The organism is Granulicella aggregans (genome assembly GCF_025685565.1).
GTDB classification, from domain to species: domain Bacteria; phylum Acidobacteriota; class Terriglobia; order Terriglobales; family Acidobacteriaceae; genus Edaphobacter; species Edaphobacter aggregans_B.
Window position 1 is genome coordinate 2,063,237 of record NZ_JAGSYE010000001.1, and the last position, 26,348, is coordinate 2,089,584.

The following is a 26,348-nucleotide window of genomic DNA, read 5'->3' on the forward strand; positions in this document are numbered from 1 at the left end:
TTCCTAAATTTCCTGGTTCAGAATTTGTGTTCAGAGTGTTGCAGAGAGATGTCGCGGCCGGGTGGCCTGATCCTAGTTTAACGGATTCGCGAGCTGCCGTTCGAGAAAAGAGTCGAAAAACGGCGCAGTGAACGCAGCATCTCGACAAAACAAGGCTTGAAACCCTCCGAAGTTCTAAGAAACTGTTTAGGAACCTCGCAGCTGGCTGATCTCCTGCTTCTCGAGGACGCAAGCCAAAGCAAAGACAAAGGCGAAATGCGGGGGGGGCTCTCCACTCCGCCGTGCGATACGACCGCACGGCTCCGGTCGAGATGACGAGTTTTTATACAGGTTCTAAGAAAACAGCCTAGATCCAAGTAAACTTCCTAGAACCCGCTCAAGACTGACCGATCAACACTCCCGCCGCAAAGACCAACCCGCCACCTACGATGACCTGCAGGCACGACAGCGCAAAGCTGGTCTTGAAGTACTTGTGACGGATCATCGCAATGACGATAAGTTCTGCCCCAACAACAACATAGGCCAGAGTCAAAGCGGTATGAACATTCCCAATCAGGAAGGGAAGTGTATGCAGGAAGCCGCCCAGGAAGGTCATGAATCCCGTGACCAGGCCACGAAAAACAGGATTGCCACGCCCTGTAAGTTCCCCGTCATCCGATAATCCTTCGGAGAAGGCCATCGAGATTCCCGCCCCAACCGCCGATGCCAGGCCGATCAGGAGGACCGTCCGTGAGTTGTGCGTGGCGAAGGCGGTTGCAAAGATCGGCGCGAGCGTGGACACCGATCCATCCATCAATCCTGCGAGGCCGGGTTGCACGATGCGGAGGACGAAACTCTTATCGTCACCGACGATCTCGGTAAGCTCATGGATGCCAGGGATATCAGACATAGCAGGAGTGTAAGTCCAAACCGTAGACCAAAAGGAAAAACCGCGTCGCCCCAATAAGGACGAAGCGGTTTCTATTGTGATCGGCTCTAGCCGGGATTTTACTGCCCGCGACGAGCCGGGCCCGAGCGGCTGCTGCCACCCGGACGTCCGCTAGACGAGCGGCCGAAGTTGCCGCCGGGACCGCGTCCGCCGGAGTTGCGTCCGCCGGCGAATCCACCACCGCCGCTACCTGACCGGCTGCGACCGCCGTTCGAGTTGCCGTAGCTATTGGTCGGTGTCGACATCGGGGTGACAGGCTCGTTGCCCTTCCAGGAACGAGTCTCCATCTGCATCAGGTCGGCCGGGCCACGCGAGGTGAGATCGACAGGCTTGTTGCGCTCTTCCTTCTCGAGGTTCTTGTCGGCCTCGCGCCACTCGAACTTGATCTTCAGCTCGCGCTCCAGCTTGCGGGCGTCGGACTTCTCCTGCGGCATGACGAAGGTGGTTGCAACGCCCTTCTTGCCAGCGCGGCCGGTGCGGCCGATGCGGTGGACGAAGTCGTCCGAAGCGTTGGGCAGGTCGTAGTTCACGACGTGGGCGATGTCATTGACATCGATGCCGCGAGCGGCAACGTCGGTGGCGACGAGAACGCGGTGCTTACCGTTTGCGAAGCCCTTCAGAGCAGCGGTGCGCTGCGACTGCGAGCGGTCGCCGTGGATCACGTCTGCATCATGGCCAAGCTTTTCGAGCTTCTTCGAGATACGGTCGGCGCCATGCTTGGTGCGCGAGAAGACGAGGAACGTACCCTCTTCCTGGCGCAGCATCTGGTCGAGCAGGCCGAGCTTCTGGTCCTGCATCACGGTGTAGACGCGAAGTTCAACACGATCGGAAGGCTTGGAGGTCGTACCAATCTCGATGCGAACCGGCTTGTTAACGTAGTCGCGAACGATCTCCCGGATGTTCGCGTCCAGCGTGGCCGAGTAGCACATCGTCTGGCGGGTCTTCGGGATCGCGCCAACGATGCGGCGAATGGCGGGAAGGAAGCCCATGTCCAACATGCGATCGACTTCGTCGAGGACGAACATCTCGACGCTGCTCAGGTTCACCGAGCGGCGGCGGAGGAAGTCCTCAAGACGGCCAGGCGTCGCGACGACGAGACGGGGACCGCGATCAAGCTGATCGAGCTGCGTGTTCTCGGAGAGACCACCGCAGACCAGGACCGCATCGCCCTTCGAGTTCGGGACGAGCTTGTTGTAGGCCTCAAGCACCTGCATGGCGAGCTCACGCGTCGGCAGCAGGATCAGGGAACGGATCGGGCCGCGCTTACCGCGCGTGCTCGGAACCGAGGTGGCGTCCATGCGCTCGATCATCGGGATCAGAAAGCTGAGCGTCTTGCCGGTGCCGGTGGAAGCGGTGGCGAGAATGTCGGCACCTTCAAGCGCCGGCGGAATCGCCTTGGCTTGCACCGGTGTCGGCAGGGTGAAGCCAGCAGCGGTGAGGCGGCTCTTTAAGGAGTCGGAGATTTTGAAGTCGGTGAAGTGAACATCCGCGACCAGCGGCAGGCCGTTGGGAGAGAGCACAGTCTCGGGAGCAGCTGCATTGTTCGTGGAGTTGTTCTGGAGGTTGTTTGCGGGAACAGCGGATGCTTCCATCTGTGGTTCGAGAGTTGCAGTAGTCAAGATAATCCTTATCGTTAGGTCGTTCGAGTTGGTCGTACCACTCGGGGCACACGACATGAGTCGTAGCTCTTTCAAGCGGCGTACCAAACAAATCAGGCCGTAGGGCCCAGGTATGCAGTCATGGATCTACTTTGTCAGCATTGCTATACCGGGAAGGTGAAGCGCTGCTGCTGCACGGCGAGACTCGTCCGATGACGAGGCCTCCAGCCAGAGCAACCAGCGCGGCTTCTGAGCGTTCAGGCTCTTATAGAAGGTCTGCGGTGGGTAGGGCGGTTCGCAGTCTCTGGCCAGAATCCAAATCCATTCGGAGTCTTTGCCTGCGATGCCCGCGCCGTTTTTAACCAGCGCAACCAAAGAATAGCACAGATTCCCGTTTGTCGTCATCAGGGACCGGTCCAGGCCTGCTTTGGGGAGGTTGCGAAACGTCACAAAATAAGACCAGGTGGCGCGTCCTTGCCGGCATTTCCGGCGAAATCGGTCCCGCCGGGAATGTCCGCAAGGACATTCGGGAGCCGACTTGCATTTATATGTGGCAACTGACCATGCCGCGCTTCTCCAGATACCGCTGGTGGTACTCCTCGGCCTTCCAGAAGGTCGTCGAAGGCTGCACCTGGGTCGCGATGCGTTGGCGATAGGCTCCGGATGCGTTCAGGTCGGCGATCTTGGAACACGCCTGCCGGTACTGCTCTTCACTGTTGGTGAAGATGGCGCTGCGGTACTGCGATCCCCAGTCCGGTCCCTGACGGTTGATCTGGGTGGGATCGTGTAGGGAGAAGAACGTGTCCAGCAACGTCTCGTAGCTGAGCCGGGATGGATCAAAGGTTACTTCGACCACCTCCGCGTGGCCGGTTCGGTCGGTACAGACTTCCTTGTAGGTCGGGTGTTCGAGCTCCCCACCCTCGTAGCCAACAGCGGTATCCAGAACTCCAGACATTTCGCTAAAACGGGCTTCTACACCCCAAAAACAACCTGCTCCAAACACTGCCTTTTCAATTGCCACGGTGCTGCTCCTGTTCTCTATGGAAAGGCTTTGTTGCCTGACTCTGATTGGATGCCGGCGACGCTACTTTGTCATCCGGCGAAGCGTGAAATCTTCTGTGAAAAGCTGGAGTAGATTCCTCCTCGAAGAGGACACTCGTCAAGTCCGAAGGGTTGAGAGGCAGCACGAAAGATGCGTCCGCCAAAAATCAGCGGCCGCCATCGGTGGGTGCGGCTCTGCGAGAGAAGTGTTGCGGGTAGGCAAATGCCCGGCCTGGAGCATCTCTAGCTCGGGCGGCGGGATGGTTTGGAGTTGGACGCGAAGGTGCGGCGGGGTGGAGCAGAACGCTTCTTGACCGGGGCCTTGAGCTGCGCGAACTCCGGGAGCTTCTGCTTGGGGACGACCTTTTTGCCGCTGGCAGCGCGGGAGAGCGCCATCACTTCGCCCGGCTTCAGTTCGCGAAACTCACCCGGCGGTATGTCGAGGCGAAGTGCTCCGTAACCGATGCGGCGGATCTTCTCAACGTGATGGCCGATCTCCTCGAACATCTTGCGCAACTGCCGATTGCGGCCTTCTGTGAGCGTGAGCTGATACCAGGGGTTGTCGCCGCCGCGTACGAGTTCGATCTGCGCGGGAGCGGTGATGATCCGGTCGCGGCGGCCTGCGCGTACTTCATCGAGCCGGCCGCGGTCGATCATGATGCCGCGACGGATCTGGTCGATGGCGGAGTCCGGCGGAACCCCTGAAACCTTGACCAGGTAGGTTTTTTCGACGCCGGCGGCGGCCTTTGAGAGCGAGTTGGCCAGTTCGCCGTCGTTCGTCATCAGCAACAGGCCTTCCGAAAGATAATCGAGGCGACCGACAGGGTAGAGGCGAACGTTGTCGCCATGTGGCCCGGACTTCGGCGCGGACATGAGGTCCATTACCGTGGGCCGCTTCTGCGGGTCGGTGAGCGTGGTGACGTAGCCGCGCGGCTTGTTGAGCATGTAATAACGCTGCTCTTCTGGGCCTTTGAGGAGTTTGCCGTCGACGCGGATGTGGTCGCGGGTGGCGTCGGCGCGGGTGCCAAGCTCGGTGACGGTGGTGCCGTTTACCTGGACGCGGCCTTCGAGGATGATCTCCTCGGCCTTGCGGCGGCTGGCTATGCCAGCCTGGGCAAGGATCTTCTGCAGGCGGTCGCCCTTGGGGACGGCGGGGTCTTCGGGCTTGATTTTTGGGGTGGAGGTGTTGGGAGACTTCGGCATGATTTCCAGCTTTCTGACTGCGGAGAAGCTCATCGCTGTCGGGTAGTGCTCTCTCCAGTGTAGCGGGCGGGGGTTGATCTTCGGGCGTTTCGCGAGATTTCTTTCGATATATCGAATTTTGACTTGCATCCGAGTGTGTTTCGATATATCTATTATTCAGATATATCGAAAGTGTATCTAGAAGGAGATTTACTTATGTTTGGACATTTTGGATTTGGAAGACACGGAAGGGGATTCAGGCACGGCGGGCCAGATTCCATGGACGAAGGAGAACACCGGGGGCGCGGTATGCGCTGGGGCGGCGGACGAGGATTTGGCCGGCCGTTCGATCATGGCGAGCTCCGCTTTGTGATCCTGGCCTTGATTGCCGAGAAGCCGCGGCATGGGTACGAGATCATCAAGGCGATTGAAGAGCAGTTTGGCGGGAGCTACTCGCCCAGCCCTGGGGTTGTGTACCCGACGCTGACGCTGCTGGAAGAGCAGGGAAACGCGACGGTCGAGGAGATCGGCGGCAAGAAGTCGTACACGATTACGGAGCAGGGCAAGGAGTTTCTCGCGGCCAACCAGGCGTTCGCTCAGGCGGCGATGGGTCGGATGCGCGGCAACGGGTTCCCGGATGGCATGGGCAAGCCGCCGCAGCTTATTCGGGCGGTCGAGAACCTGAAGATGGCGCTTCGGCTGCGGCACAGAAGTGGCCCGATGACCGAGGAACAGATTCAGAAGATTGTGGCCGCTCTGGACGCGGCAACTGTGGCCATTGAACGTGGCTGATGCAGTTCAACAGATGAAAGGAAGAAGAGGATGATTACTGATATTTCGACGTTGACGAAGAGCTCTGAGGCACGCGTGGCGACGGGGAACGGCAGCAGCTATCTGCGGAAGCTATGCCAGCACTGGGCGCACAAGTTTCCGGTCAAGTATGACGACACTCACGGGAAGATCGACCTGGCGGCGGGTAAGTGCCTTCTGTTCGCGGATGCTGCTGGGCTGACCGTGCGGCTGCTGATGCCGGAGGACGGCGATCAGGCTCGCATGCAGCAGGTAGTGGAAGAGCACATCAAGCGGTTTGCGTTCAAGGAGGAGTTGGAGTTTGTGTGGGGGGCGGTGGTTGCCGATCTGTCACTTTCGAAGGGGTAGAGCGAAGGCGGTCTCGCTTCGCTCGATGCCCACATCTCAGAATCGAGATAGGAGGCACCCAACTTAGGCTGCAAGTCGCCGTCGACTTGGCCTTCTAGGATGCGTTGGGTAAGAAGCATCCGACGACAAGGAACACCACGGCGATCCCTCCGCAGACCAGCGTGCCGCCCCAGAGTTGCATGAAAGTATTTATCTTCGCGTGTTCTGGAATCGACGGGTCATAGAGGACAGTGACGGATTGCCCTTTGCGAAGGGATGGTGGGTTTGTGCCGAAGTTCGATTGAACGCAGACCTCCTGGCCATCTGGAAGAGCGAACGTAAATCAAGGCTTGTAGATGGGGTCACCATCACTGTCCGTCGAGAGGGTGTTTTCTATGATCGTTCCTCTGGCGGAGACTGCCGACCTCACGAAGCGTCGCGTTGAGCGCGCGAGGAAAGCCGCCAAGATCAGCAGGATCGCGGCAACGTTCATGATGACAATCTGAACAGTTGAGAGCGCGTCTATGTTTGCCATGCCTGTATCAACCGAAAGCATACCCCAGCGCCTAAAGCCCCACTTATTCGATTGGCCCTTTTTGCCAAGGCTGAAGCCTTGGCCTACCTAGTGGCAAAAGCTCCAGCCCTGGCGGCTTATCGGGATTCTTTCGATTCGGCGGCTTCTTCTTCGGCTTGTTCCTGCTGGAGCTCGGCGTCCATGGCGGGGGAGTCGAAGGGGGCTTCTTCGCCAGGGGCCTGGTCGTATTGGGGTGGTAGGCCGGAGATGCGACCGTCTACTATGACCTCGTCGGCTTCTGTCTCGGCGGGGACGCCTGCGGAGGACTCGTCGGAGCCATCGAGTGGGATGCTGTCGCCGTCGGATTGAGGCTCGACGGAGTCTTTCTCTTCTTCTAGTTCTGCGGGTGACTCGGCTGTTTCGGATGACATGGGAATCTCCTCCTGGACCGGCTCGACATCGGCGAGCTCGCCGGCCATCTTCTCAAACTCTTCGATGCTGGGAAGCTCGGAGACGTCTTTGAGGCCGAAGCGGAGGAGGAAGTCGCGAGTGGTCTTGTAGAGGATGGGCCGGCCGATGACCTGCTTGCGGCCTGCGGTGGTGATGAGCTTGCGGGCCATCAAGGAACCGAGGACGCCGCCGGAGTCGACGCCGCGGATCTCCGAGATCTCGGGCGCGGTGACGGGCTGCTTGTAGGCGACGACGGCGAGGGTTTCGAGCGCCTGGAGCGAGAGCTTGAGCGGTGGTTTGAGGGACTTTACAAAGCCGCGGACGGCGTCGTGGTACTCGGGCTTGGTGGCGAGGCGGTAGCCGCCGGCGACCTCGCGGATCTCGAGGCCGCGGGCACTGGTGGCGTAGTCGGCGATGAGCTCGTCGACGATGGAGCGGAAGTAGTCGCGGAGACGGCGCTCACGGGCCTTCTCGTCCTGCTTGGCGTCGCGTGCGGACTTCGAGGCTTCCGGCTGCGGCGTGGCCTCTGACTGCGGTGCTGTTTCCGGCTCAGGATGTTCGGGGATGGGGGAATCTTCGGTTGGCTCGGGTTCCTGGGACGGGACGGTCTTCGTCGGAGCCGGTTCGGAGGGTTCGTGGTCGGCCAGATGAGGAACGGGAAGTTCGGTCGATTCCTCTGCATCCTGTGCGCCGGTCGCGCCTTCGATGTCAGCCTCGGGCAGCGACGGAGCCATGGCCTCGGCGGCGGGCTCAAGCTCTGGCGGGGGAACAGGCTCGCCATCGAGCGCGAGCGACTGCTGGGCGGAGTCGAGGTGGTCGAGTTCGGCCTGGGCCTCCTGCCCGAGCAGGCCGGTGAGCTGGGCCAGGGTTACCGGTTCTTCAGACGCGTAGATGACGGCTTCGATCTTTGCTTTAAGGCTCATGGTGTCAGGTGTAAGCATACCAACCCTGGCGGCAGAGGGTGTTTTTAGGGTGAAGGAGGGCGGTCTCGCTTCGCTCGATGCCCACATCTCAAAATCGAGATAGGTGGCACCCGGCGGGATGAGCTTTGGGGGCAAAAGGGAAGGCCCGCCGGGGCGGGCCTTCTGTGGAATCAGGTTCAGCAGGGTTACTTGGCGACGGTGTTGAAGAGCCAGAAGAGGCAGCCGGAGAGCAGCGCCGCTACGGGCAGGGTGAAGACCCAGGCGAGGGCGATGTCGCGGAGGGTGGACATCTGGAGGCCGCTCTTGTTGGCCGCCATGGTTCCGGCGATGCCCGAAGAGAGAACGTGGGTGGTGGAGACGGGCAGGCCGTAGGTGTCAGCGGCGAGGATGGTCGCCATAGCGACCAGCTCGGCCGACGCGCCTTGAGCGTAGGTCAGGTGGGTCTTGCCGATCTTTTCACCGACGGTGACGACGATGCGCTTCCAGCCGACCATGGTTCCGAGGCCGAGAGCGAGAGCGACGGCGACCTTAACCCAGGTGGGAATGAAGCGGGTGGAGGTGTCGAGGAACTTCTTGTAGTTGGCGATGATCTTCTTGTCGTTGTCGTTGAACTTCGGAGCGCCGTCGGCTTTGCCGAGGATGCGGAGGGTCTCGCTGGTGAGGTACATCTGGTTGCGGACGTTGGCCTGCATCTCGGCGGGGACTTTGCCGAGCGAACCGTAGAGGGTCGCCTCGTTCTTGATGTCGGTGACCATGTTGACGAGGGCGGGAAGGACGGCGGGCTCAAACTGCTTCTTACTGACGAACTTTTCGAGCTCGGGGCCAGAGTCCTGTACGACGGCATTGGGGTCAGCGTAGGCACCGATGGCTCCGGTCATCTGGCTGGAGACGGCTGCGAAGGTCTGAACCTGCGCGGCGGTGACGGTGTGGTTTAGAGCGTACGCGGTGGGGACGGTTCCGACGAGGATGAGCATGATAAGGCCCATGCCCTTCTGACCATCGTTCGAGCCATGAGCGTACGACACGCCGCCGCAGGTGAGGATGAGCAGGCAGCGGATGTAGAACGGTGGCGGCGCAGTGCCTTCCGGTGCCTTGTAGAGGCGAGGATCGCGGGCAAGGAGCTTGAAGAGGAAGAAGACCAGGGCAGCGAAGACGAAGCCGACGACGGGCGAGATGAGCAGCGCCTTGAAGACCTTGGTGACCTGCTCCCACTCGACGCCAGAGGTGCCGGAGTTGCCCTGCATCATCTGGTTGGCGATACCGACGCCGATGATGGAACCGATCATCGTGTGCGAGCTGGAGGCTGGGAGACCGCGCCACCAGGTGGCGAGGTTCCAGAGGATGGCGGCGACCAACAGCGCGAAGACCATCGAGAAGCCTGCGCCCTTGGAGACCTTGAGGATGAGCTCGACGGGCAGCAGCGTGATGATGGAGAAGGCGACCGCGCCGGAGCTGGTGAGCACGCCGATGAAGTTCATGATGCCGGAGTAGACGACGGCGACATGGGGCTCGAGCGAGTGGGTGTAGATGCAGGTTGCGACGGCGTTCGCGGTGTCGTGGAAGCCGTTGACGAACTCAAATCCGAGCGCGATGAAGAGGGCAAGTCCCAACAAGATAAAGGGGAAGACCGAGGCGCTGTGGACGATGGAAAGGTCGGCGGAGAGCTTGGTCCATATGTAGATCAGACCGGTGACGAGCATGATGGCAAAGACGATTCCGCCGACCTTGCCAGGCGAGGATTTTTTGAGCTTGGCGTCCAGAAGCGAGCCGGTTTGTGTCGGTTCGACCGGCGTAGGGAAGCTGTGTGCGGGAGTTGCCATAGGTATGTGCCTTGTCAGTCGCTGAGATGTGCGGTGACTAAGACACTAGGAGGGTTTTGCGAATGGAGTGTTACGGGAGTGTGAAGAGTGGCGCATGTTACTTAAGAGGGATTGCGGGATTGTCCGGAAGTGAAGCAAGTTTTACGGAAATATTGCAATGGAAATGTCACCCCCCAAAATGTTCCACGCGGAACATTTTGGGGGGTGACATCGGACCTATCCATCGACCAACCCTGATTTTTTCTCTAAAATTCCTCCATTCCCTCCGGATCGCGAGCTTTGGGCATCGGATACACCGGTTAGAATCTGCGAAAAAACGGCAAACTTGAGCTATGGCGTTTCACTCATCCAAGCGGCCTCTCTGGCACTGAACTGCTGGTGTTAGAACTCCCAGAACTCTTCGGCGAAGGAGAACTGACCGGCTACGGGAACTTCTACATCTTCTTCGCGGAGCGAGGCGCGCAGGATGATGCCGCTTTCGAACTCGATCTCGATGGCTTCGCCTTCTTCAAGGGTGGCGTTCGTTACGTCTTCGGTGAGGACGCCGCAGAGGACGTTGCGGTACTCGGGTTCGCCGAAGGCGTAGGAGCCTTCCTCGCGGAAGACATCGGGCCAGGTGAAGAAGGTCAGCGATGGTCCGCTGGCGGGTTCGCCGAAGTGGAGGATGAGGTGGTCCTGGATGAACTCGACGGAGGTGAGTTCGAGACCGACTAGAGAACTAAGATCCGCCATGATTAGTGGCCGGTCTCTTCGCTGGTGAAGGCCTCGTAGGCGGCGGCGTCGAGCAGGGCATCCGCCTGCGCGGGGTCGGAGAGGGTGAGCTTCATGATCCAGGTGTTGTTGGCGTCGGAGTTGATGGTCTCGGGCGCGGAGGTGAGGGTCTCGTTGATCTCGGTGACGGTGCCGGAGACGGGGGCGAAGAGGTCTGAGACGGACTTTACGGACTCGATGGAGCCAAAGGTCGCGCCGGACTCAAGGACGTCGCCGACCTTGGGGAGTTCGACGAAGACGATGTCGCCGAGGGAGTTCTGGGCGTAGTCGGTGATGCCGATCGTGCCGGTGGTGCCGTCGATGGCAAGCCACTCGTGTTCCTTGGTGTACTTGTAGGTTTCGGGATACGCCATAATCTTCTTCTCCGGGTCTTGTTGATGTGAGTCTGCGAGACCCAGTATAGCGGTATACCGGCCCTGTGCATCGATGACGAGCGCATGGTATGGTTGGCGCGATTCTTCAGGGGGAACGATGCGCGTTGGGTTTGTGGTGGTGGCTGCGATGTTGAGTGTTGGCGTGGCGATGGCGCAGCAGGCGGAGGATCTGTCGCAGATAAAAGACAGCAGCAAGATCGGGCCGGATGGGACGGCTTACGTGACGCGGGTGGTGCCGGTGCCGACGACGATCAGCCCGGAGGCGCAGAAGAGCCTGGCGCGGGTGGTGTCGGATGCGGTGGTGCCGTCGACGCTGGAGCAGAGGCGGACGGGGACAGACAAGTGGCAGAACGGCGCGGGTGAAGTTTCGAAGCAGATGTATCCGGCGAAGGTGCAGGAGTCGACGATTGCGGGCGTTCCGGTGCGGATTGTGACCCCGTTGACGGTGGCCGAGGGTAAGCGCGACAAGGTGCTGATCAACCTGCATGGCGGAGGCTTCAACTCGGATTCGGGGTCGCTGACAGAGACGATTCCGATTGCGAACCTGACGGGGATCAAGGTCGTCGCGGTTCTTTACCGGCTGGCTCCGGAGCATCCGTTTCCAGCGGGGCTGGACGATGCTGTCGCGGTCTATAAGGAGTTGCTGAAGACGTACAAGCCGAATCATATTGCGATCTATGGGACGTCGGCGGGGGCGATTCTTACCGCGGAGGTGACGGCAAAGTTGAAGCAGATGAAGCTGCCGATGCCTGCGGCTACCGGGATCTTTTCGGGGATGGGAGACTTCAGTCGGCTGGGGGATTCATGGTCGCTGTTTGCACTGAATGGGCTGTCGGGACATCTCGATGCGCCATCGGCTACGCCGCATGATGCGGAGTATGTGGGGACTACGGATTTAAAGGACACGGTGCTGTCACCGATCTATGGGGACTTGAGCGGGTTTCCACCGACGCTGTTTGTGACGAGTGGGCGGGACCTCTTGCAGAGTGGGACTACGACGTTGCACCGGGCTTATCTGCGGGCGGGAGTGGATGCTCGGCTGGTGGAGTTCGAGGCGCTGACGCATGCGTTCTGGAATGATCCGAAGCTGCCGGAGTCGAAGGAGGCGGATGAGATTATGGCTAGGTTTTTTGAGAAGGAGCTTGGGAGGTAGCGTCAGATGCGGAGACATCGGAGCAGAGTTGGGTCTGCGGCTGGAAAGAGTGGTTTTGGAAGACGTTGCCTTTGAGGGAAGCCGCAGCTTCTAGTGCGATAGCATAGCTGGCATGTTCGCCACTCTGATCATCGCTGCCATTCTCGCTCCGAAAACAGTCGAGCCCTGCCGTGTGATTCATGGCCGAGCCACCTACGGCACAATGAATGGAATGGTACGCATTTGGCATATTGGGACTCATCACACTTTTAAGCCTGACCAGTTGCGAACACCTGATACGGAAGATTTTTCACCATCCTGGCAGAAGGTCATTGATCTGCTTGCTTCAGGCGGGAAAGAACCGGACGTTTTCGCCCATAACCAACTCTTCGCGGATTTCTTAGTGTGCCCAACGCAGCGGTTTAGCAAAGGCGCTTCCCAACCTGCGCAAGTCCGATGCATCTACCATCCGCGTGTTGTATCTCGCGACCGGTAGGTGAGCAAACATTGATGATTCAAGAGACTTATTATCGCGGTGATACCGGACGTTCCTTCCTCCCGAAAGTCTGTTGGTTCTGGCGGCAAGAGGAAAGCAGATTCCCTTCGGGAATGACAAACAAAGTGGGCATGCCAGTGTGCTGTTGTGGCGGCTTGGCCCACATCTGGCGGTAAGGCATGCCTGATATGGGGCCCCCGGCCGGGAGCCGACATCGTAGATCAAGAATTGAGAGTGAATCTGAGATGGCGCGGATTTGGGTAGAGGGGTATACGGGTAGCGGAGTTCCTTTTGAGTACTGGGGACATAGTCCGATAGTGCGTCCTGAAGACCGAAACCTTATTCCACGAAACATGTTGAAGGTTGCCGTAGCTTCCTTCACATTTCGATTCGTTTCCATCGCGCAGATAAGGGACTGTCTCTTCTACTACGAGCAAAAGACCCATCCCAGCAGCAGAATTCTAACCAGTGGAGGTGACCACTGGGAATTCGAGAGGTGGTTTGAACGTCTTCCGATGTACTTGCTCGAAGACGCAAAGCGCGCCAAAGTAGTCAAAGCTCTACGGAGAGCCTTGGTTGTTGCTGAAGCAGGGGCTTTTGTGGAAGTGCTGCCCCCTGCTTGATCAACGGCGGTATGTGGGCAACGACGTGGCGGTCTAAATCTTCTGCTTTGCCCATTTGCCTTGGCCGAAGAGATAGAGAGAGATCAGCACGATCACAGACTGCGCTACAACTACGGAGGCGTAGACTCCGTTGACCTGTAGCCGCGTGTGCATGGCGAGGAACCAGGCGAGGGGAATCTCTACGATCCAGAAGCCGAAGAGGTTGACGTAGGTGGGGGTGAGGGTGTCGCCGGAGCCGTTGAAGGCTTGCAACAAGACCATGCCGTAGGCGTAGGCGATGTTGCCGCAACTGAAGATGCGCAGGCAGGGGATGCCGGTGCGGAGGACTTCGGGGTAGGACGTGAAGAGGCCGAGGATGAACGGCGCGAAGGCAATGAACACCAGGCCGACGGAGCCGAGGAAGACCATGTTCCAAAGGCCGGTTCGCCAGATGGCGTTGCGGGCGCGGTCGGGGTGGCCTGCGCCGAGGTTCTGGCCGACCAGGGTGGCGGCCGCGTTGCTCAATCCCCATGACGGCAGGATGGCGAAGATCACGATGCGGATGGCGATGGTGTAGGCAGCGAGCGCAGGCGCTCCGAAGAGGCTGACGATGCGGACGAGGCCGATCCAACTGGCCTGGCCGATGAGGAATTGAAGGATGCCCAGGGCGGAGACCTTGATGAGACGCCAGAGGACTTCGGCGTTCAGGCGCAGATGGCAGGCGAGGATGCAGAGGCGCTCGGTGCCTCGGGCGAGTCGATAGAACTGGTAGAGGACGCCGATGCCTCGGCCGGTGAAGGTGGCCAGCGCCGCCCCTGTTACGCCCATCCGTGGAATAGGCCCGAGGCCGAAGATGAAGATCGGGTCGAGGATCAGGTTGAGGATGTTCGAGACCCAGAGGAGCCGCATGGCGATGGCGGCGTCGCCGGTGCCGCGAAAGATGGCGTTGTTCAAGAAGAGCAGCAGCACAACGCCGGAGCCGCCGAGCGCGATGCGGGTGTATCCGCTGCCCGTGGCGACGAGCGCTGGCGAGGCTCCCATGGCGGCGAGGAGCTTCGGCGCTAGGAAGAAGAACGGCAGCCCCATCACGACCGAAGCGATGAGGCCAAGAAAGATTGCTTGAACAGCAGAGATGGCTGCGCCGTCGGTATCCTTTTCGCCGATGCGGCGGGCGACCATGGCCGTGGTGGACATGCCGAGACCGATGCCGACGGAGAAGACGATGCTGAGGACCGACTCGGTGAGGCCGACGGTGGCGATGGCGTTCGCGCCGAGGCGGCTGACCCAGAAGACGTCGACGACGGCGAAGAGCGACTCGAGGACCATCTCGAGCACCATGGGGATGGCGAGCAGGAGGATGGACCGGTTGAGGCTGCCGGTAGTGTAGTCCTGATGGCTGCCGCGCAGAGCCTCTTTGATGGACTGCCAGAGGGTGGGCTGGGGCTGAGGGCTGATAGAGGTGTCCATGTAAGTTGGAGACATAGTACCCCGGACGGCGCGGGACGAAGATCACAAGGGCTTAGGTTGCGTCGACATACTGCGATGCCGTCATTCTGAAGGCCAGCCAAAGAATCCCCGCATCTAGCTTGTGCTGGGCGCGCAAGCTTTCGTGGCTCTTACACAAAATGCCGGGATTCTTCCCCTTCGCTTCGCTCGAGGGTCAGAATGACGGTGTGAGAGGAGTGGCATGGAATGAATTCTTAGCTGATCGGCTTGCCGAACAGGACGTTGAATTTTCCGAATAGGACATCCAGACGATAGACGTGTGCGGGATAGGCAAGCATCTCGTCGAGTTCCGCAGAGCGGAGGAAGTTCTGGCCACCCGGGCCGACGTTGTGCGCGTTGCGCGCGGCGGCGTCGGGGAAGGCCTCGAAGATTCCAAAGGTCGTCTCGGAGTAGCGAGTGCCGAACCACGGGCCGGTGCCGGGTTCCTGCTCGACACCGGCAAGGATATCGCGCAGGAACTGTTCTACCTTATCGCCCTGGCCGGGCTTGGCTTCGAGGTTGATGGAATAGGCTTTACGTCCCGGGGTGTTGTCCTGACCGCTTACCACCCAACCGGGGTGGGCTTCGACTGCGGGGTTGATGGGATTGGGGCCGGATGTCTGGATTGCGCTGCTCATGTTGGTATCTCCGTTGGTCGGTTGAGTGGTCTGTAAAGCAGTCGGCTGGCGCTCGCTCCGGTCTATGCGGCGAGTCAATTACCAGGGTTCGCCGTTGCCGAAGGACCAGTCTTCGCGGTCGACGAAGACGAGGCTGATGAAGACGTCTTCGCGGCGGACGTTGAGGCGGCGGTTGAGTTCGTCGGCGATCTGACGGAAGAAGGCGACCTTCTGCTCCTTGGTGTTTCCGACGGTGCTGGTGACCTGGATGATGATGAGGTCGGGTGTGCGCTTGATGTCGAGGAAGTTGGGGTCGTAGACGAAGTTGTCTGGCTTGTGCTCGCCGATGACCATAAAGCGGTCGCCATCGGGTGCCTTGAGGACGCCTACGATTCCTTCATAGACGACGTCGGCGACGGTAGCGCGGTACTCGGGGGTTTTTCCTTGAGCGAGATCGATGCGTGCGAATGGCATATGAGACTCCTTGGGGTGAGGCTTTTGTTTCTGAAAACCTACCGGCCACTTGGTCGGTTAGTGAGTAGACGCTACCTGCCACTTGGTAGATTCACCAATTCGGAATAAAATTTGCAAGAGCTTCCCGCTCATCTTGCGGGCCGCAAAGAGGCGACAGAGTGAGTACGGATTCCCGGGAGAAGATTTTGACCGCCGCCAGATTGGTGGCGCAGGCGCATGGATATAACGGACTCAACTTTCGCGATCTGGCGGAGGATGTGGGGATCCGGGCCGCGAGCATCTACCACCACTTTCCGAGCAAGGCGAGCCTCGCTGAGGCGGTGGCGAAGCGCTATTGGCAGGACTTCGCGGCGGTCTTGGAAGATCTCCTCGCCAAATCGCATGATCCGATCGCTGCTTTGCGGCGGTATCCGGAGACGTTTCGCTGGGCGCTGGAGAACGAGAACCGCATGTGCCTGAGCGGCTTTATGGCAGCCGAATACGACGACCTGCCAGAGACGGTGCGGAAAGAGGTCCAGGCCTTTACCGACGTCAACGTTGCTTGGCTGAGTAAGGTCCTGTCGGCGGCGAAGGTGGTGAGCGGCAAGAAGGTTGAGTCGCGCGCGCGGGCTATCTTTGCGGCGGTGGCCGGCGCTCAACTGTTGGCGCGGAGTCGGGCAGATATCACTGTTTATGACGCCGTGATCAACAGCTATCGGGCGGCTGGGCTTCTACCGGAGTGATCGATCTGAAAGCTGCTCTCATGTAAATCGCTACTGGATAGCTAGTGGCTCTTTTCGACGGAGCAGAACGTAGGCTCCTACGAGAGCCGCGATGCATCCTGCAAGCGCCGCAATACCGAGTGTCCAGCGCGGGCCGAAGTGGTTGGCGACCCAGCCGAGGATGGGAGCGCCAATGGTCATTCCGCCAAGTCCCATTCCGAGTCTCAAGGCCATGACTCTTCCTCGCATGGAGCGTTCTGTCGCAAGCTGCATGATGCTGTTGGTGCCATTGGCGAAGATCAATACAGCTGCGCCGCTGAGCGCGAGAGCTGCGGCGAAGGTCCAGTATCCAGGAGAGAATGCGCCGAAGGTGCATCCCAGAGCGAAGACTGCGGCTCCGGCGAGGAGAGAGGCTGGGCTTGCTCGTTTCTGAGAAGCAGCGAAGAGAGCTCCTGAGAGAGTGCCTACGGCCATGATGGAGGAGAGCAGCCCGAAGCCTTGTGCGTCGGAGTGAAAGACGTTGACGGCCATGGTGGAGATGAAGATGGGAAAGTTGAAGCCAAAGGTGCCGATGAGCAACAGCATGAGAAGGATCGCCCTGAGGTCTGGCTTGCCCCAGACGTAGCGAAGTCCCTCGCGAAATCCGGAGGCGCTGCGATGTGCTCTTGCGCTGGCGCGCAGTTCGGAGAGGCGGAAGAAGGCCATCGACAGCAGAACGGCTGCGAAGGAGAGGCCGTTGAGAAGGAACGCCCATCCTATGCCGACCCTTGCGATGAGCAGACCGGCGACGGCGGGACCGATCATCTGGGCCGCGTTGAATGAGGTCGAGTTCAGTGCGACGGCGTTGGGTAGATCCTCGTCCCCGACCATCTCCGCGACGAAAGTCTGTCGCACCGGAGCGTCGAGCGCGGCTGCCGAACCCGACAGGAAGGCGAAGACGTAGACATGCCAGAGGCGGACGACTCCCGCGATGGTGAGAACTCCCAGCGCGAGGGCAAGCACGCCCATGGTTGCCTGGGTAAGTAGTAATAGCTTGCGCTGGTTGAGGCGGTCGGCGGCCGAACCTGTCCATGGCAGGAAGAGGAGCTGCGGCGCAAACTGGAGGCCCATCACGATGCCTAGCGCGGAAGCATCGTGATGGGTGAGTTGCGTGAGCACAAGCCAGTCCTGGGCGACGCGCTGGATCCAGGTGCCGATGTTGGAGATCAGGCTGCCCGCTGTCCATAGGCGAAAGTTGAAGCTCTTGAGAGATCGAAAGATGCCGGGTACTGTTTTCTTCATGGGCGCGAAGGCGCATTGCCGCCGTGGAAGTGTCCGAAGTGACGTGCAGCAAAGAGGCTGATGAGCAGCGCTCCGAGAGCGAACGCGAGGATGTGGCTTGTTGCGCGCGCATCAAAGATGCCGACGTGGGCTATCAGCAGATAACCCACCGCTGCGTTGAAGAATCCCCAGATGACGTTGACCGTTGATGAGGAGAGGCCTATGCCGGAAGGTTTGGCGAAGGGAGTCTGGAAGGCACGCCCCATCGTGCCGGAGACAAGATGAGGAATGGCGTTTGCGGCAAAGATTCCGCCAAAGAAGTAGGAGACAAGCCAGGGCCAGGTCATGATGCAGCGCTCCTTTGTTTCGACATGTTTCTGACAGGGTTTCGAGCAGCGAGATAATCTCTGTCGTTAACCCTGTTTCGCCGAGGCGAGGGAAGACGTTTATGAGGCTGTATTGGTGTGCCTCCGAGCGAATGTCGGTCATTGCGTCGGTTGCGAGGGTTACATTGAATCCCTGCTCGTAGGCCTGCCGGGCGGTGGCTTCCACGCCGACCGATGTTGCGATCCCGGTTACGACGACCTGGGTGATGCCTCGGGCCCTGAGCTGTTTCTCAAGGTCTGTTGTCGCGAAGGCTCCCCAGCTTCGCTTGGTGACGACGAGGTCGTTCGGCTGTTGATCGAGTTCCGGGAGAAGATCGGTCCAGCCATCAGGAAATGACATGTTGGTGCGCGGACCCTGCTCCGTCCGGCCCGGTGCCCGGCCCGCTACGTTGACCAGCACTACGGAAAGCTTCTTTGCGCGGAAGATATTTAGCAGAGCGCGCGTCCGGTCGATGATCCCGGCGATGGGATGAAGGAAGTCGCCAGTGGCGATGCCTTTCTGCAGGTCAATGACGATCAACGCGGTGTTGGGGTCGAGTGTTGTGACTGGCATGAGTCTGGTTTCCTCGGTGTTAGAGCGGACAGAGCGGTTCAGTCCTCGACGAGTCTGGTGAGCAGCTGGAGCGCGGCCTGAAGTTGCTTCTGCTCCTGGATGGAGAGCTTCCGGGAGATGGTTGTGGTGAGCCAGTCCTGGCTCGCGGCCCGGCGGTCTTCAACCCACTTCAGGTATTTGGGCGTGAGAGACATCAGGGTTTGGCGACCGTCGCTGGGGTCGGGCGTGCCACGCACGAGGCCGGACGTCTGCAGCGGCGTCACGATGGCGCTCATGGACTGCGGGCGCATGCCTTCAACCCGCGCCAGACTGGATACGGTGGCCGCACCGTCTTGTTCGAGGCGAAGAAGAACGGAGGCCTGTGACGGGGTCAGATCGTTGTCGCCACCCTGCTCGCGCACGCGTTGCTTGAGCTTGCGGAATATCGCACGGAGTTCAGAGGCAAGCGTCCAGGCGAGTTTGGGTTGCGGAGATGACTTTCGAAGGCTCACGAGAGCAATATCGCATATATACAGTTTAGCTGTAAAGTTTGTCTGTATATACTGAAGCATTCCTTTGGCCGGTTATCTCGTTGTCTTGCGGCGGGAAACGTTCGCACCGCATTGTTACTGTTCCGGCAATGGAATGCGTGTATACTCAGCGCGATTCGGCTCTGCTATTTTTTGCGAGAGATTTACATCGCGACTCTGGAGACTCCCCCGATGAAGCAACGAATTCTGGCATTGATCGTCATTGCAACTCTGTGCGCCGCACAGCCTGCTTTCGCATGGTTCAACGGCGGGCACGAGCTTGCCGCCTATATCGCTTACCAAAAGCTGACGCCTGCGACCCGCGCGCGTGTGGATGCGCTGATCAAGCTGAATCCCATGTATGGGCAGTGGACCGTAGATGTGGAGAACAGCAGGAAGCCGCTGGTTGCTTTCATGAAGGCCGCGACCTGGGCGGACTGCATCAAGCAGGCGAGCTGCGCGGCTGGTTACACGAGCGATGGTGGCAACACGCCTCCTGGCAATCCAACTGACGATCAGAACATCGGGTATGCCGACAAGCTGATGCACCAGTACTGGCACTTCGTCGATACTCCTTACTCGGCCGGAGCGCCGGGCCAGCCGGCGAAGACGCCCAATGCGTTGACCGAGATTGAGAAGCTGTCGGCTGCGATCGAGACGGATGAGTCTGACGACATCAAGTCGTACGATCTTGTCTGGCTGGAGCACCTGGTGGGGGACATTCATCAGCCACTTCATGCGACGTCGCGGTTCACCGTGAATCACCCGCAGGGCGATGCAGGAGGTAACTTCATCTACTTCTGTGCCAAGCCGTGTAGCGATGAACTGCACGCTTACTGGGATGGATTGTTCGGCGATACGCCTACTATTCAGCAGCTTTCAGAGAACGCGACAGTTCTGCTCGGCCATCCCAAGCCTGCGGGAGCGGAGTCTCTCGATGTTGCATCGTGGGTCACGGGCAGCTTCGACTTCGCCAAATCAGCCGTCTACACGACGCCGATCAGCGAGGACAATGATCCGACGGTGAAGCTTTCTCCACGCCCGGATGCGCACTATCGGTCGGAGGCAAATCGCGTTGCCAATGAACAGATCCTCAGGGCTGGCTACCGCCTGGCGAATCTGCTGAATACAAAGCTCAAGTAGACTGCAGCGCTAACGATTCAGGATCGATGGGCGAAGGCGACCGACGGGCCAGCGGTTTGGTCGGCTTCGTCCCCGAGATTCATGGCGGCGATGAGACCGCTCTTCATGGTGAAGAGGTGAAGGACTTCGCTGGCTGCGAGCACGTCACCTTGAAGGCTCTTGACGAGTTGATGCACCTGGACCCGAACCCTGTCTCCACCTTCTTCGATCATCGCGAGTGGTTCGACGTGGGGATCGAACTCGGCCCATTGCCGTGTCCAATAGGCGCGGATCTCTTCTTTACCGAAGATTTTGCCGCCCTCGGAAGCCTTGGGCCAGCTCACGTCTTCGGTCATCAGTGCCAGGGCACCGGCGATGTCGCGCTGGTTGAATGCGGTGTAGGCCTGCTCGATGATCGTGTTGGTGTCGGCCATTTATCCTCCCTGTGACGTTTGCGTTGAACTCGATTCTTATTATCGGGTCAGAGTGCGATTCAGACGAATCGTACGTGTGCTCTGACTCATCCCTTACGCAGGAGAGACAATGGAAAACCTCGAAGAAATTAAGCGCGCGCCGGCGGAACTTGGAATTCACGATTTGATTGCGAGCCGGTGGTCGCCGCGGGCCTTCAGCGATAAGCCTGTGAGCGCTGACGATCTGACCAAGATCTTTGCAGCCGCTTCATGGGCGGCTTCTTCCACTAATGAGCAGCCGTGGCGGTTTCTGATTGGTCGCAAGGGGGATGAGACGTTCGCGAAGATCCTCGATTCACTGGTTGAGTTCAACCAGTCGTGGGCGAAGAGTGCTCCGGTGCTGGTGCTTTCGGTAGGAAAGCTGACTTTTTCGCCTGGTCCGTATGGTGGCGGGGCGAACGTTTACGCGTTGCATGATACTGGGGCAGCTTCGGCGAATATGTCGCTACAGGCTGCGGCGCTCGGATTGCATACGCATGGGATGGGAGGATTCGACAGAGAGAAGGCGCGGGCGAGCTTCGGGATTCCGGAGGACTTTGAGATTGGGGCGGTTTGGGCGCTGGGGTATCTGGGAGAGCCGGGCTCGCTGCCGGAGGGGCTGAAGGCTCGGGAGCTGGCGGAACGGACGCGCAAGCCGGTGGAGGAGTTTGTGTTTCGGGAGTGGGAGGTTGCGGCGGAGTTGTAACGGTCTAGCAGCTTCAGGCCGGACTAGGAGGTGGTACCAGGGTTCCCACATCTGGCGATGAAGAGCGCCAGATGTGGAACTCTGCAAGAGCAGATTCCCTTCGGGAATGACAAAACAAATTACGTGGTTTTCTTCGGGCGTTTGTAGAAGGGGAGCGGTACTACCTTGGCGGGGACTAGTTGGCCGCGGATCTCTACTGCTAGCTCTGTGTCGACAGCGGTGTAGTCGAGCGGGACGAAGGCCATGGCGATGGCCTTCTTGAGGAAGGGTGAGGGGCCGCCGCTGGTGATCTCGCCGATGCGTTCGCCAGAGGGCGTGGCTACGGGGTAGCCGTCGCGACCGAAGCCTCGGCCGGTGATTTCGAGGCCGACTAGTTTGCGCTCGGGGCCGCGGGCTTCCTGGATGGCGAGGAGGGCGTCCTTGCCGACGAAGCTGGGCTTGTCGAGCTTGGCGTAGCGGCCGAGGTTGGCCTCGAAGACGTTGATCGTGTCGGAGATCTCGTGGCCGTAGAGGGCCATGCCGGCTTCGAGGCGGAGGGTGTTGCGTGCGCCCAGGCCGCAGGGGAGGATGCCGAACTCGGCGCCGGCTTCGAGGACCTCGTTCCAGACGCGCTCGCTGGTGGTTTCGTCCGAGGGGATGTAGATCTCGAAGCCGTCTTCGCCGGTATACCCCGTGCGGGCGATCATGACGTTGTAGAGATTGCCGGACTTGAGCGTGAGCTGGCCCCAGGTGAACCAGTAGTTCTTGATGGTGGAGAGGTCTGTATTTGTGAGTTTTTGCAGGGTTTCAGCCGCTCGGGGGCCCTGGATAGCTAGCTGGGTGTAGTAGTCGGAGAAGTCGTTGATGTGGACCGAGGGCATGTGGCCGATGGTCTGGCGGACCCACTGGATGTCCTTCTCGCGGGTGCCGGCGTTGATGACGATGAGGTAGTCATTGTCGGAGAGCTTGTGGACGATCACGTCGTCGACGAAGGTGCCGTTGGGGTAGAGCATGGCGGAGTAGTGGGCCTGACCGATCTGGAGCTTCGAGGCGTCGTTCATGCAGAGCTGCTGGACGGCGGCGAGGGAGCCGGGGCCGCGGAGCTGGATGTCGCCCATGTGGGAGACGTCGAAGAGGCCGACGGCGGTGCGGACGGCGAGGTGCTCGGCGGTGAGGCCGGAGTATTCGACGGGCATGTCCCAGCCGCCGAAGTCGACCATTTTTGCTTTGCAGGAGCGATGGGTGGCGTTTAGGGCGGTCTTGCGGAGAACGGGAGCAGCGGTGAGAGTGGCCATGTCGATCCTTCGCCGGCGACAGTTGCCGGAGATTTTAGGGTAGCACTTTGGAACGGCGTTTCAGTGCGGGCGGAGCTCGTCGACCTGATGTCGGAGAGCGGCGTAGATGGCGTCGGTGGGTGGGCCTTGAGACTGCCAGCGGACGTCGCCGCGTTCATCGACGAGGAGGATGTAAGGAGCATCGGGATTGGAGTAGTGGACGAGGCTGCGCCATGCCGATTCGTTGTCTGTGATGGGCAGGAAGTGAGGCTTGCCGCGATCGGAGACGGAGGCCTTGATGCGTCCTTCGACGAAGCCGCGAAGCAGCTTGGGGACGGAGGCGAGGACGGGCATCTCGTAGTATGCGACGTTGGGAGAGTCGTAGAAGTCGCCTGCGAGTTTCTTGCCCCAGGTGGTGACGGCGTCGCGCGAGTCCTGGCTGAAGCCGATGACAAAGATTCCGACCTTGCCGTGTAGCGCCTGCGGCAGGTCGACCTTTACATCAGCGAATGTGGTTCCGTGGACCGCGGGGATGCGATCTCCGCCTTGGGGAACGGTGGCTGCGCTGAGCGACGCCGATAGGGTGACGGTGGCAGCGATGGTCGCGGTTGCGGCACTGAAGCGCTTCCGAGGCCTGAGGGTGGGGTTTCCGGACATGAGCACTTGGACGTGGAGGGACCGGACGTTGTCTTACAAGTCGCCGGGGTGAGGCTGAGAAGTTGAAGTGGAGTCAAAATGCGGGAGCTTAAGTTTCGATATCTCACGCGATCCGCTATTTCCGGTAGGCGCGGACGAAGCTGCTGATGCAGAAGTAGCCGAAGACGGCGGCCATGGCGACGAAGGCGAGGAAGTGGAGGTGGTCGTCGTGGTTGATCGGGGTGGAATGGAAGTCGGCGCGGTGGGTCCAGGCGGCTTGACCGGCGAAGAGGGCAAAGAGGCCGAAGAAAGAGCCGGTGATCTCCAGCCAGAGCACGCCGGAGAGCTTCTTGATGGGACTCCAGACGGAGTCTCCGAAGCGCTTGCTGCCCCTGGCGACGTTTCGGCTGGTCTCGCGGGCCTTGACCCGAGCTTGAATGGTGACGTGCGCGGCTGTACGGGCGGCTTCTGCGATAGGGTCGCTGGCCGGTTGCGCCGCCCGTTGCGTCGAGGAGGCAGGTGGCGCTGGGCGAGGCGGCTGCGGCGCTGGCTTTCGGACGGGCGTGGGGTTTGGGGCGGTCGCGGCGTCCACGGCACCGGCGATTGCCTTTGCGGCATGGCGGGCACCGAATCCTAACGCGCGGCCGAAGCGAACGGAGTCCATGGGAGAAGTGTAGCGGTTTTGGAGGGCAGCTTGTCAGAGGGAGAGCGAGCGAATGGCGTGCTTGATGCAGAACGGCGGTCATTTCAGCCGCATACATCCCATTTATCCTCCCAAAAGACGCGAGGATGGATAGGGCACCCGAACCGGTAGGGCGCAGGTCAGATTGCTGGCGCTCTCCACTCGCAAGTCAGCGCGACGGCTGCAACGGGAGGCGGCGAGGTGGCATCCCACGTAACTTGCCGGTGTGATGCTCATGTGCCGGTCAGGAGAATACGAGATGAAGAAGGCTATCTTTTTGATTGGTGGGATTTGCGGTGTTGCCGCGGGAGTTGTCGTTGCCCTCGTGAGGCAGCCCAAGCCGGTAAAGCTTCTGGCACATCAACTTGAAGAGGCGTGGGCGGACTACCATACGGTCGCTTGACGGGCTGGCCTGGGGCCGTGCGAGATGTTCCTCGAATAGGGCATTGCGGCGGGCGGGCGACCCGCGTATCGTACATAGAAGTGAAGTGCAGGTCAGCCTTGCACGCAATGCCGTTCCAGCCTAGCTTTGCCCGGCGGAATACCCGATGCGTGGTCACTCGCGAGTTCCATCGCAGGACGTTCGATCTCAGTTGGTTCTATTTCGGACGGTTTCGATTGGAACAACAGGCAGCCCGGAGGTGGCATTGAATCAGAAGGTCAAAAAGCTCATTCAGAAGTTAGGCGAAGCGATCCACGAGTCCGTTTCGGAGTCGGAGAACATCGCTGGCGTGGTCAAGAACATTCGTGAGCAGGGTTTCGATGTTCTGCTGATGCTTGAGGCGACCATTGGTCTGAACGAAGTGGAAGAGGAAGAAGAGGTCACGGCGGAGGATTCGACCGATGAGCGTGCGGAGGGTCCATTCACGAAGAACGACTTGAGCTTCCTCCGGTCTTTGCGGATCAGCCTTTCTGAAAATGAGGTTGAGGCCGGCCCGAGCCAGTTGATGCCGCCGGGTTCTTCAGACGGTAGCGCAACCGGCGAGCACTCAGCTAACTAAGTCGTCTGCAGCCGGATCCTCGGGTCAGGCGATGTCGCTGTACTGTCCTTGATTTCGCTGGATCTCTCGGTGCGTCTGAATCGGTTAGGTAGCGCGGTCGCGGGGTGGGCGACGGTGCGACCCTTGTTGTCGGCTCACGGGCCTTTGCGCGGACGTAGTCCAATCGCAACTCTCATATGGTAGACTCCGGCATTCCTAGACGTGATGAAGAAATCCTGCATCGGACACTAGGACAGCTAAGTCTATGGATTGAGAGGTTGGCGAAGTTATGAGAGATACCTTAGGAGTTCTGCTGGCCGGTGGCGCAGGCGAGCGTTTGTTCCCGCTGACGCGCGACCGGGCAAAGCCGGCCGTTCCGTTTGCGGGCCAGTACCGGATCATCGACATCACCCTATCGAACTGCATCAACTCCGACCTTCGCCGGGTGTACATCCTTACGCAGTACAAGGCGCTTTCGTTGAACCGCCATATCCGTGAAGGCTGGGGGCCGGTGGTTGCGAATGAGCTTGGTGAGTTCATTGAGATCCTGCCGCCGATGCAGCGCGTGAGCAAGAACTGGTACACGGGCACAGCGGACGCGGTATATCAGAATATCTACTCGATCGGTGCCGAACAGCCGAAGTACGTGATCATCCTTTCGGGCGACCATATCTACAAGATGAACTACGGACTGATGCTTGATCAGCATCGGGAGTCTGGCGCGGCTGTGACGCTGGCTACGCTGCCCATCCGTCCAGAGGAAGTCAGACAGTTCGGCGTGGTGGAAGTGGCGCGTAATGGCGAGGTCACTGGCTTCGAGGAGAAGCCAACGGAGACCAAGATGCGGTCGCCGTTCATGCCGGAGATGGTGGACGCGTCGATGGGCATCTACATCTTCAATACGGACGTGCTGCTGCCGGAACTGATCAAGGACGCTGAAGATCCGACCTCGAAGCACGACTTTGGGCATAACATCCTGCCGAACATCCTGGGCAAGTACAAGATGTGCGCTTACAACTTCGTGGACGAGAACAAGCAGAAGGCGCTCTACTGGCGTGATGTGGGAACGCTGGAGGCGTACTACGAGGCGAACATGGATGTAGCGACGGTTTCGCCTACGTTCAACCTGTACGACAAGAGCTGGCCGATGCGGACACGGTCGTATCAGTATCCGCCGGCGAAGTTCGTCTTCGGTGAGCCGGGCAGAACGGGCATGGCGATCAACTCGATCGTCTGTTCGGGATCGATCGTCTCGGGAGCGGTGGTGCGGAACAGCGTGCTGTCGCAGGATGTGCGTGTGAACTCCTATGCGGATGTGGACTCGAGCGTGATCTTTACTCACGTCAACATCGGGCGGCACTGCCGGATTCGGCATGCGATCATCGACCGCGATGTGCATATTCCGGACGGAACGGTGATTGGATACGATCCGGTCGAGGACAAGAAGAACTACTTCGTCTCGCAGAACGGGCTGACGGTGGTGACTAGGGACTATTCGGTGTATGAGAATCCCGTGTCGCCGGACTTTCTGCAACCAGGGGGGACCTGGTAAGAGGTCGTTGGC

28 protein-coding genes and 2 pseudogenes are annotated in these 26,348 nt (G+C 59.8%); 9 read left to right on the forward strand and 21 right to left on the reverse strand.

Annotated elements, in window-relative coordinates; genetic code table 11:
- Positions 1 to 376: 376 nt before the first annotated feature.
- From OHL18_RS08145 to OHL18_RS08160, 4 genes are all read right to left on the reverse strand, one after another.
- Positions 377 to 889: a VIT1/CCC1 transporter family protein gene (locus tag OHL18_RS08145; protein ID WP_263374313.1), complete on the reverse strand. Its 513-nt coding sequence runs from the start codon at positions 887 to 889 to the stop codon at positions 377 to 379.
- A 98-nt stretch (positions 890 to 987) separates the two neighbouring features.
- Positions 988 to 2,547, reverse strand: a complete 1,560-nt coding sequence (locus OHL18_RS08150; RefSeq protein WP_263374315.1) for a DEAD/DEAH box helicase — start codon at positions 2,545 to 2,547, stop codon at positions 988 to 990.
- 523 nt (positions 2,548 to 3,070) lie between these two features.
- Positions 3,071 to 3,547 carry a peptide-methionine (S)-S-oxide reductase MsrA gene (gene msrA, locus OHL18_RS08155; protein WP_263374316.1) on the reverse strand — a complete coding sequence of 159 codons (477 nt, stop codon included), beginning with the start codon at positions 3,545 to 3,547 and terminating at the stop codon, positions 3,071 to 3,073.
- A gap of 263 nt (positions 3,548 to 3,810) precedes the next feature.
- Positions 3,811 to 4,770: a pseudouridine synthase gene (locus OHL18_RS08160; protein WP_263374317.1), complete on the reverse strand. Its 960-nt coding sequence runs from the start codon at positions 4,768 to 4,770 to the stop codon at positions 3,811 to 3,813.
- A 258-nt stretch (positions 4,771 to 5,028) separates the two neighbouring features.
- Here OHL18_RS08160 and OHL18_RS08165 point away from each other — a divergent pair, with 258 nt between their 5' ends.
- A complete protein-coding gene (locus tag OHL18_RS08165) occupies positions 5,029 to 5,541 on the forward strand; it encodes a PadR family transcriptional regulator (protein WP_263374318.1) in 513 nt (170 codons plus the stop codon).
- A gap of 30 nt (positions 5,542 to 5,571) precedes the next feature.
- Complete coding sequence (locus OHL18_RS08170; RefSeq protein WP_263374319.1) at positions 5,572 to 5,907, forward strand: DUF2218 domain-containing protein; 336 nt, start codon at positions 5,572 to 5,574, stop codon at positions 5,905 to 5,907.
- A 94-nt stretch (positions 5,908 to 6,001) separates the two neighbouring features.
- Here the strand turns inward: OHL18_RS08170 and OHL18_RS23270 are convergent.
- The 6 genes and pseudogenes from OHL18_RS23270 to gcvH form a co-directional block, all read right to left on the reverse strand.
- Positions 6,002 to 6,202, reverse strand: a pseudogene (locus tag OHL18_RS23270) (DUF3592 domain-containing protein); the annotation flags it as partial.
- Between the two features lie 27 nt (positions 6,203 to 6,229).
- Positions 6,230 to 6,442 (reverse strand): hypothetical protein, encoded by a 213-nt coding sequence (locus tag OHL18_RS08175; RefSeq protein WP_263374320.1) that lies wholly within the window; start codon positions 6,440 to 6,442, stop codon positions 6,230 to 6,232.
- Positions 6,443 to 6,537: 95 nt separating this feature from the next.
- Positions 6,538 to 7,773, reverse strand: coding sequence for an SMC-Scp complex subunit ScpB (gene scpB, locus OHL18_RS08180; RefSeq protein WP_263374321.1), 1,236 nt, complete (start codon positions 7,771 to 7,773; stop codon positions 6,538 to 6,540).
- Between the two features lie 185 nt (positions 7,774 to 7,958).
- A complete protein-coding gene (locus tag OHL18_RS08185) occupies positions 7,959 to 9,593 on the reverse strand; it encodes an inorganic phosphate transporter (protein ID WP_263374322.1) in 1,635 nt (544 codons plus the stop codon).
- Between the two features lie 381 nt (positions 9,594 to 9,974).
- Positions 9,975 to 10,325, reverse strand: a complete 351-nt coding sequence (locus OHL18_RS08190; RefSeq protein ID WP_263374323.1) for a hypothetical protein — start codon at positions 10,323 to 10,325, stop codon at positions 9,975 to 9,977.
- 2 nt (positions 10,326 to 10,327) lie between these two features.
- Positions 10,328 to 10,717, reverse strand: a complete 390-nt coding sequence (gene gcvH, locus OHL18_RS08195; RefSeq protein WP_263374324.1) for a glycine cleavage system protein GcvH — start codon at positions 10,715 to 10,717, stop codon at positions 10,328 to 10,330.
- A gap of 118 nt (positions 10,718 to 10,835) precedes the next feature.
- Here gcvH and OHL18_RS08200 point away from each other — a divergent pair, with 118 nt between their 5' ends.
- Entirely contained in the window at positions 10,836 to 11,891 is a 1,056-nt protein-coding gene (locus OHL18_RS08200) for an alpha/beta hydrolase (RefSeq protein ID WP_263374325.1), read from the forward strand.
- A gap of 1,131 nt (positions 11,892 to 13,022) precedes the next feature.
- Here OHL18_RS08200 and OHL18_RS08205 read toward each other — a convergent pair.
- The 3 genes from OHL18_RS08205 to OHL18_RS08215 form a co-directional block, all read right to left on the reverse strand.
- The gene (locus OHL18_RS08205; RefSeq protein ID WP_263374326.1) at positions 13,023 to 14,450 is read right to left on the reverse strand and encodes an MATE family efflux transporter; all 1,428 of its coding nucleotides are present in this window, start codon (positions 14,448 to 14,450) and stop codon (positions 13,023 to 13,025) included.
- Positions 14,451 to 14,668: 218 nt separating this feature from the next.
- Positions 14,669 to 15,091 (reverse strand): putative quinol monooxygenase, encoded by a 423-nt coding sequence (locus OHL18_RS08210; protein WP_263374327.1) that lies wholly within the window; start codon positions 15,089 to 15,091, stop codon positions 14,669 to 14,671.
- A gap of 78 nt (positions 15,092 to 15,169) precedes the next feature.
- Entirely contained in the window at positions 15,170 to 15,544 is a 375-nt protein-coding gene (locus tag OHL18_RS08215; RefSeq protein ID WP_263374328.1) for a tautomerase family protein, read from the reverse strand.
- Between the two features lie 185 nt (positions 15,545 to 15,729).
- Between OHL18_RS08215 and OHL18_RS08220 the strand changes: the two genes are divergently transcribed.
- Positions 15,730 to 16,266: a TetR/AcrR family transcriptional regulator gene (locus OHL18_RS08220; RefSeq protein ID WP_263374329.1), complete on the forward strand. Its 537-nt coding sequence runs from the start codon at positions 15,730 to 15,732 to the stop codon at positions 16,264 to 16,266.
- A 30-nt stretch (positions 16,267 to 16,296) separates the two neighbouring features.
- Here OHL18_RS08220 and OHL18_RS08225 read toward each other — a convergent pair whose 3' ends face one another.
- From OHL18_RS08225 to OHL18_RS08240, 4 genes and pseudogenes are all read right to left on the reverse strand, one after another.
- A complete protein-coding gene (locus tag OHL18_RS08225; protein ID WP_263374330.1) occupies positions 16,297 to 17,526 on the reverse strand; it encodes an MFS transporter in 1,230 nt (409 codons plus the stop codon).
- Positions 17,523 to 17,852: a hypothetical protein gene (locus OHL18_RS08230; protein WP_263374331.1), complete on the reverse strand. Its 330-nt coding sequence runs from the start codon at positions 17,850 to 17,852 to the stop codon at positions 17,523 to 17,525. Before OHL18_RS08230 ends, OHL18_RS08225 begins: the two co-directional genes overlap by 4 nt.
- A gap of 133 nt (positions 17,853 to 17,985) precedes the next feature.
- Positions 17,986 to 18,444: pseudogene (locus OHL18_RS08235) on the reverse strand (cysteine hydrolase family protein); the annotation flags it as partial.
- 38 nt (positions 18,445 to 18,482) lie between these two features.
- Positions 18,483 to 18,935 carry a MarR family winged helix-turn-helix transcriptional regulator gene (locus tag OHL18_RS08240; RefSeq protein WP_263374332.1) on the reverse strand — a complete coding sequence of 151 codons (453 nt, stop codon included), beginning with the start codon at positions 18,933 to 18,935 and terminating at the stop codon, positions 18,483 to 18,485.
- Between the two features lie 210 nt (positions 18,936 to 19,145).
- On the opposite strand from OHL18_RS08240, the gene OHL18_RS08245 reads away from it, so the two are divergent.
- Complete coding sequence (locus OHL18_RS08245; RefSeq protein WP_263374333.1) at positions 19,146 to 20,096, forward strand: S1/P1 nuclease; 951 nt, start codon at positions 19,146 to 19,148, stop codon at positions 20,094 to 20,096.
- A 17-nt stretch (positions 20,097 to 20,113) separates the two neighbouring features.
- Here the strand turns inward: OHL18_RS08245 and OHL18_RS08250 are convergent, their stop codons facing one another.
- Complete coding sequence (locus OHL18_RS08250) at positions 20,114 to 20,509, reverse strand: nuclear transport factor 2 family protein (protein ID WP_263374334.1); 396 nt, start codon at positions 20,507 to 20,509, stop codon at positions 20,114 to 20,116.
- 109 nt (positions 20,510 to 20,618) lie between these two features.
- Here OHL18_RS08250 and OHL18_RS08255 point away from each other — a divergent pair, with 109 nt between their 5' ends.
- A complete protein-coding gene (locus OHL18_RS08255) occupies positions 20,619 to 21,233 on the forward strand; it encodes a nitroreductase family protein (protein WP_263374335.1) in 615 nt (204 codons plus the stop codon).
- Between the two features lie 119 nt (positions 21,234 to 21,352).
- Here OHL18_RS08255 and gcvT read toward each other — a convergent pair whose 3' ends face one another.
- From gcvT to OHL18_RS08270, 3 genes are all read right to left on the reverse strand, one after another.
- On the reverse strand, positions 21,353 to 22,507 hold the full coding sequence (gene gcvT, locus OHL18_RS08260; protein ID WP_263374336.1) for a glycine cleavage system aminomethyltransferase GcvT: 1,155 nt from the start codon (positions 22,505 to 22,507) through the stop codon (positions 21,353 to 21,355).
- A gap of 60 nt (positions 22,508 to 22,567) precedes the next feature.
- Positions 22,568 to 23,143, reverse strand: a complete 576-nt coding sequence (locus OHL18_RS08265) for a mitochondrial ATPase complex subunit ATP10 (protein ID WP_263374337.1) — start codon at positions 23,141 to 23,143, stop codon at positions 22,568 to 22,570.
- Positions 23,144 to 23,258: 115 nt separating this feature from the next.
- Positions 23,259 to 23,786 (reverse strand): hypothetical protein, encoded by a 528-nt coding sequence (locus OHL18_RS08270; RefSeq protein WP_263374338.1) that lies wholly within the window; start codon positions 23,784 to 23,786, stop codon positions 23,259 to 23,261.
- A gap of 277 nt (positions 23,787 to 24,063) precedes the next feature.
- Here OHL18_RS08270 and OHL18_RS08275 point away from each other — a divergent pair, with 277 nt between their 5' ends.
- The 3 genes from OHL18_RS08275 (at position 24,064) to glgC (ending at position 26,336) form a co-directional block, all read left to right on the forward strand.
- Positions 24,064 to 24,207, forward strand: coding sequence for a hypothetical protein (locus OHL18_RS08275; protein WP_263374339.1), 144 nt, complete (start codon positions 24,064 to 24,066; stop codon positions 24,205 to 24,207).
- A 238-nt stretch (positions 24,208 to 24,445) separates the two neighbouring features.
- The gene (locus OHL18_RS08280) at positions 24,446 to 24,805 is read left to right on the forward strand and encodes a hypothetical protein (RefSeq protein ID WP_396274131.1); all 360 of its coding nucleotides are present in this window, start codon (positions 24,446 to 24,448) and stop codon (positions 24,803 to 24,805) included.
- A gap of 268 nt (positions 24,806 to 25,073) precedes the next feature.
- Positions 25,074 to 26,336: a glucose-1-phosphate adenylyltransferase gene (gene glgC, locus OHL18_RS08285; RefSeq protein ID WP_263374341.1), complete on the forward strand. Its 1,263-nt coding sequence runs from the start codon at positions 25,074 to 25,076 to the stop codon at positions 26,334 to 26,336.
- The last annotated feature ends 12 nt before the right edge of the window (positions 26,337 to 26,348 follow it).

Bases quoted from the DNA above. Each gene is read 5' to 3' on its own strand.
- OHL18_RS08145 (WP_263374313.1), bottom strand. From the start codon at position 889: ATGTCTGATATCCCTGGCATCCATGAGCTTACCGAGATCGTCGGTGAC.
- OHL18_RS08160 (WP_263374317.1), bottom strand. From the start codon at position 4,770: ATGCCGAAGTCTCCCAACACCTCCACCCCAAAAATCAAGCCCGAAGAC.
- OHL18_RS08165 (WP_263374318.1), top strand. From the start codon at position 5,029: ATGGACGAAGGAGAACACCGGGGGCGCGGTATGCGCTGGGGCGGCGGA.
- OHL18_RS08170 (WP_263374319.1), top strand. From the start codon at position 5,572: ATGATTACTGATATTTCGACGTTGACGAAGAGCTCTGAGGCACGCGTG.
- OHL18_RS08175 (WP_263374320.1), bottom strand. From the start codon at position 6,442: ATGCTTTCGGTTGATACAGGCATGGCAAACATAGACGCGCTCTCAACT.
- scpB (WP_263374321.1), bottom strand. From the start codon at position 7,773: ATGAGCCTTAAAGCAAAGATCGAAGCCGTCATCTACGCGTCTGAAGAA.
- OHL18_RS08185 (WP_263374322.1), bottom strand. From the start codon at position 9,593: ATGGCAACTCCCGCACACAGCTTCCCTACGCCGGTCGAACCGACACAA.
- OHL18_RS08190 (WP_263374323.1), bottom strand. From the start codon at position 10,325: ATGGCGGATCTTAGTTCTCTAGTCGGTCTCGAACTCACCTCCGTCGAG.
- gcvH (WP_263374324.1), bottom strand. From the start codon at position 10,717: ATGGCGTATCCCGAAACCTACAAGTACACCAAGGAACACGAGTGGCTT.
- OHL18_RS08200 (WP_263374325.1), top strand. From the start codon at position 10,836: ATGCGCGTTGGGTTTGTGGTGGTGGCTGCGATGTTGAGTGTTGGCGTG.
- OHL18_RS08205 (WP_263374326.1), bottom strand. From the start codon at position 14,450: ATGTCTCCAACTTACATGGACACCTCTATCAGCCCTCAGCCCCAGCCC.
- OHL18_RS08210 (WP_263374327.1), bottom strand. From the start codon at position 15,091: ATGAGCAGCGCAATCCAGACATCCGGCCCCAATCCCATCAACCCCGCA.
- OHL18_RS08215 (WP_263374328.1), bottom strand. From the start codon at position 15,544: ATGCCATTCGCACGCATCGATCTCGCTCAAGGAAAAACCCCCGAGTAC.
- OHL18_RS08225 (WP_263374330.1), bottom strand. From the start codon at position 17,526: ATGAAGAAAACAGTACCCGGCATCTTTCGATCTCTCAAGAGCTTCAAC.
- OHL18_RS08230 (WP_263374331.1), bottom strand. From the start codon at position 17,852: ATGACCTGGCCCTGGCTTGTCTCCTACTTCTTTGGCGGAATCTTTGCC.
- OHL18_RS08245 (WP_263374333.1), top strand. From the start codon at position 19,146: ATGAAGCAACGAATTCTGGCATTGATCGTCATTGCAACTCTGTGCGCC.
- OHL18_RS08250 (WP_263374334.1), bottom strand. From the start codon at position 20,509: ATGGCCGACACCAACACGATCATCGAGCAGGCCTACACCGCATTCAAC.
- OHL18_RS08255 (WP_263374335.1), top strand. From the start codon at position 20,619: ATGGAAAACCTCGAAGAAATTAAGCGCGCGCCGGCGGAACTTGGAATT.
- gcvT (WP_263374336.1), bottom strand. From the start codon at position 22,507: ATGGCCACTCTCACCGCTGCTCCCGTTCTCCGCAAGACCGCCCTAAAC.
- OHL18_RS08265 (WP_263374337.1), bottom strand. From the start codon at position 23,143: ATGTCCGGAAACCCCACCCTCAGGCCTCGGAAGCGCTTCAGTGCCGCA.
- OHL18_RS08270 (WP_263374338.1), bottom strand. From the start codon at position 23,786: ATGGACTCCGTTCGCTTCGGCCGCGCGTTAGGATTCGGTGCCCGCCAT.
- OHL18_RS08275 (WP_263374339.1), top strand. From the start codon at position 24,064: ATGAAGAAGGCTATCTTTTTGATTGGTGGGATTTGCGGTGTTGCCGCG.
- glgC (WP_263374341.1), top strand. From the start codon at position 25,074: ATGAGAGATACCTTAGGAGTTCTGCTGGCCGGTGGCGCAGGCGAGCGT.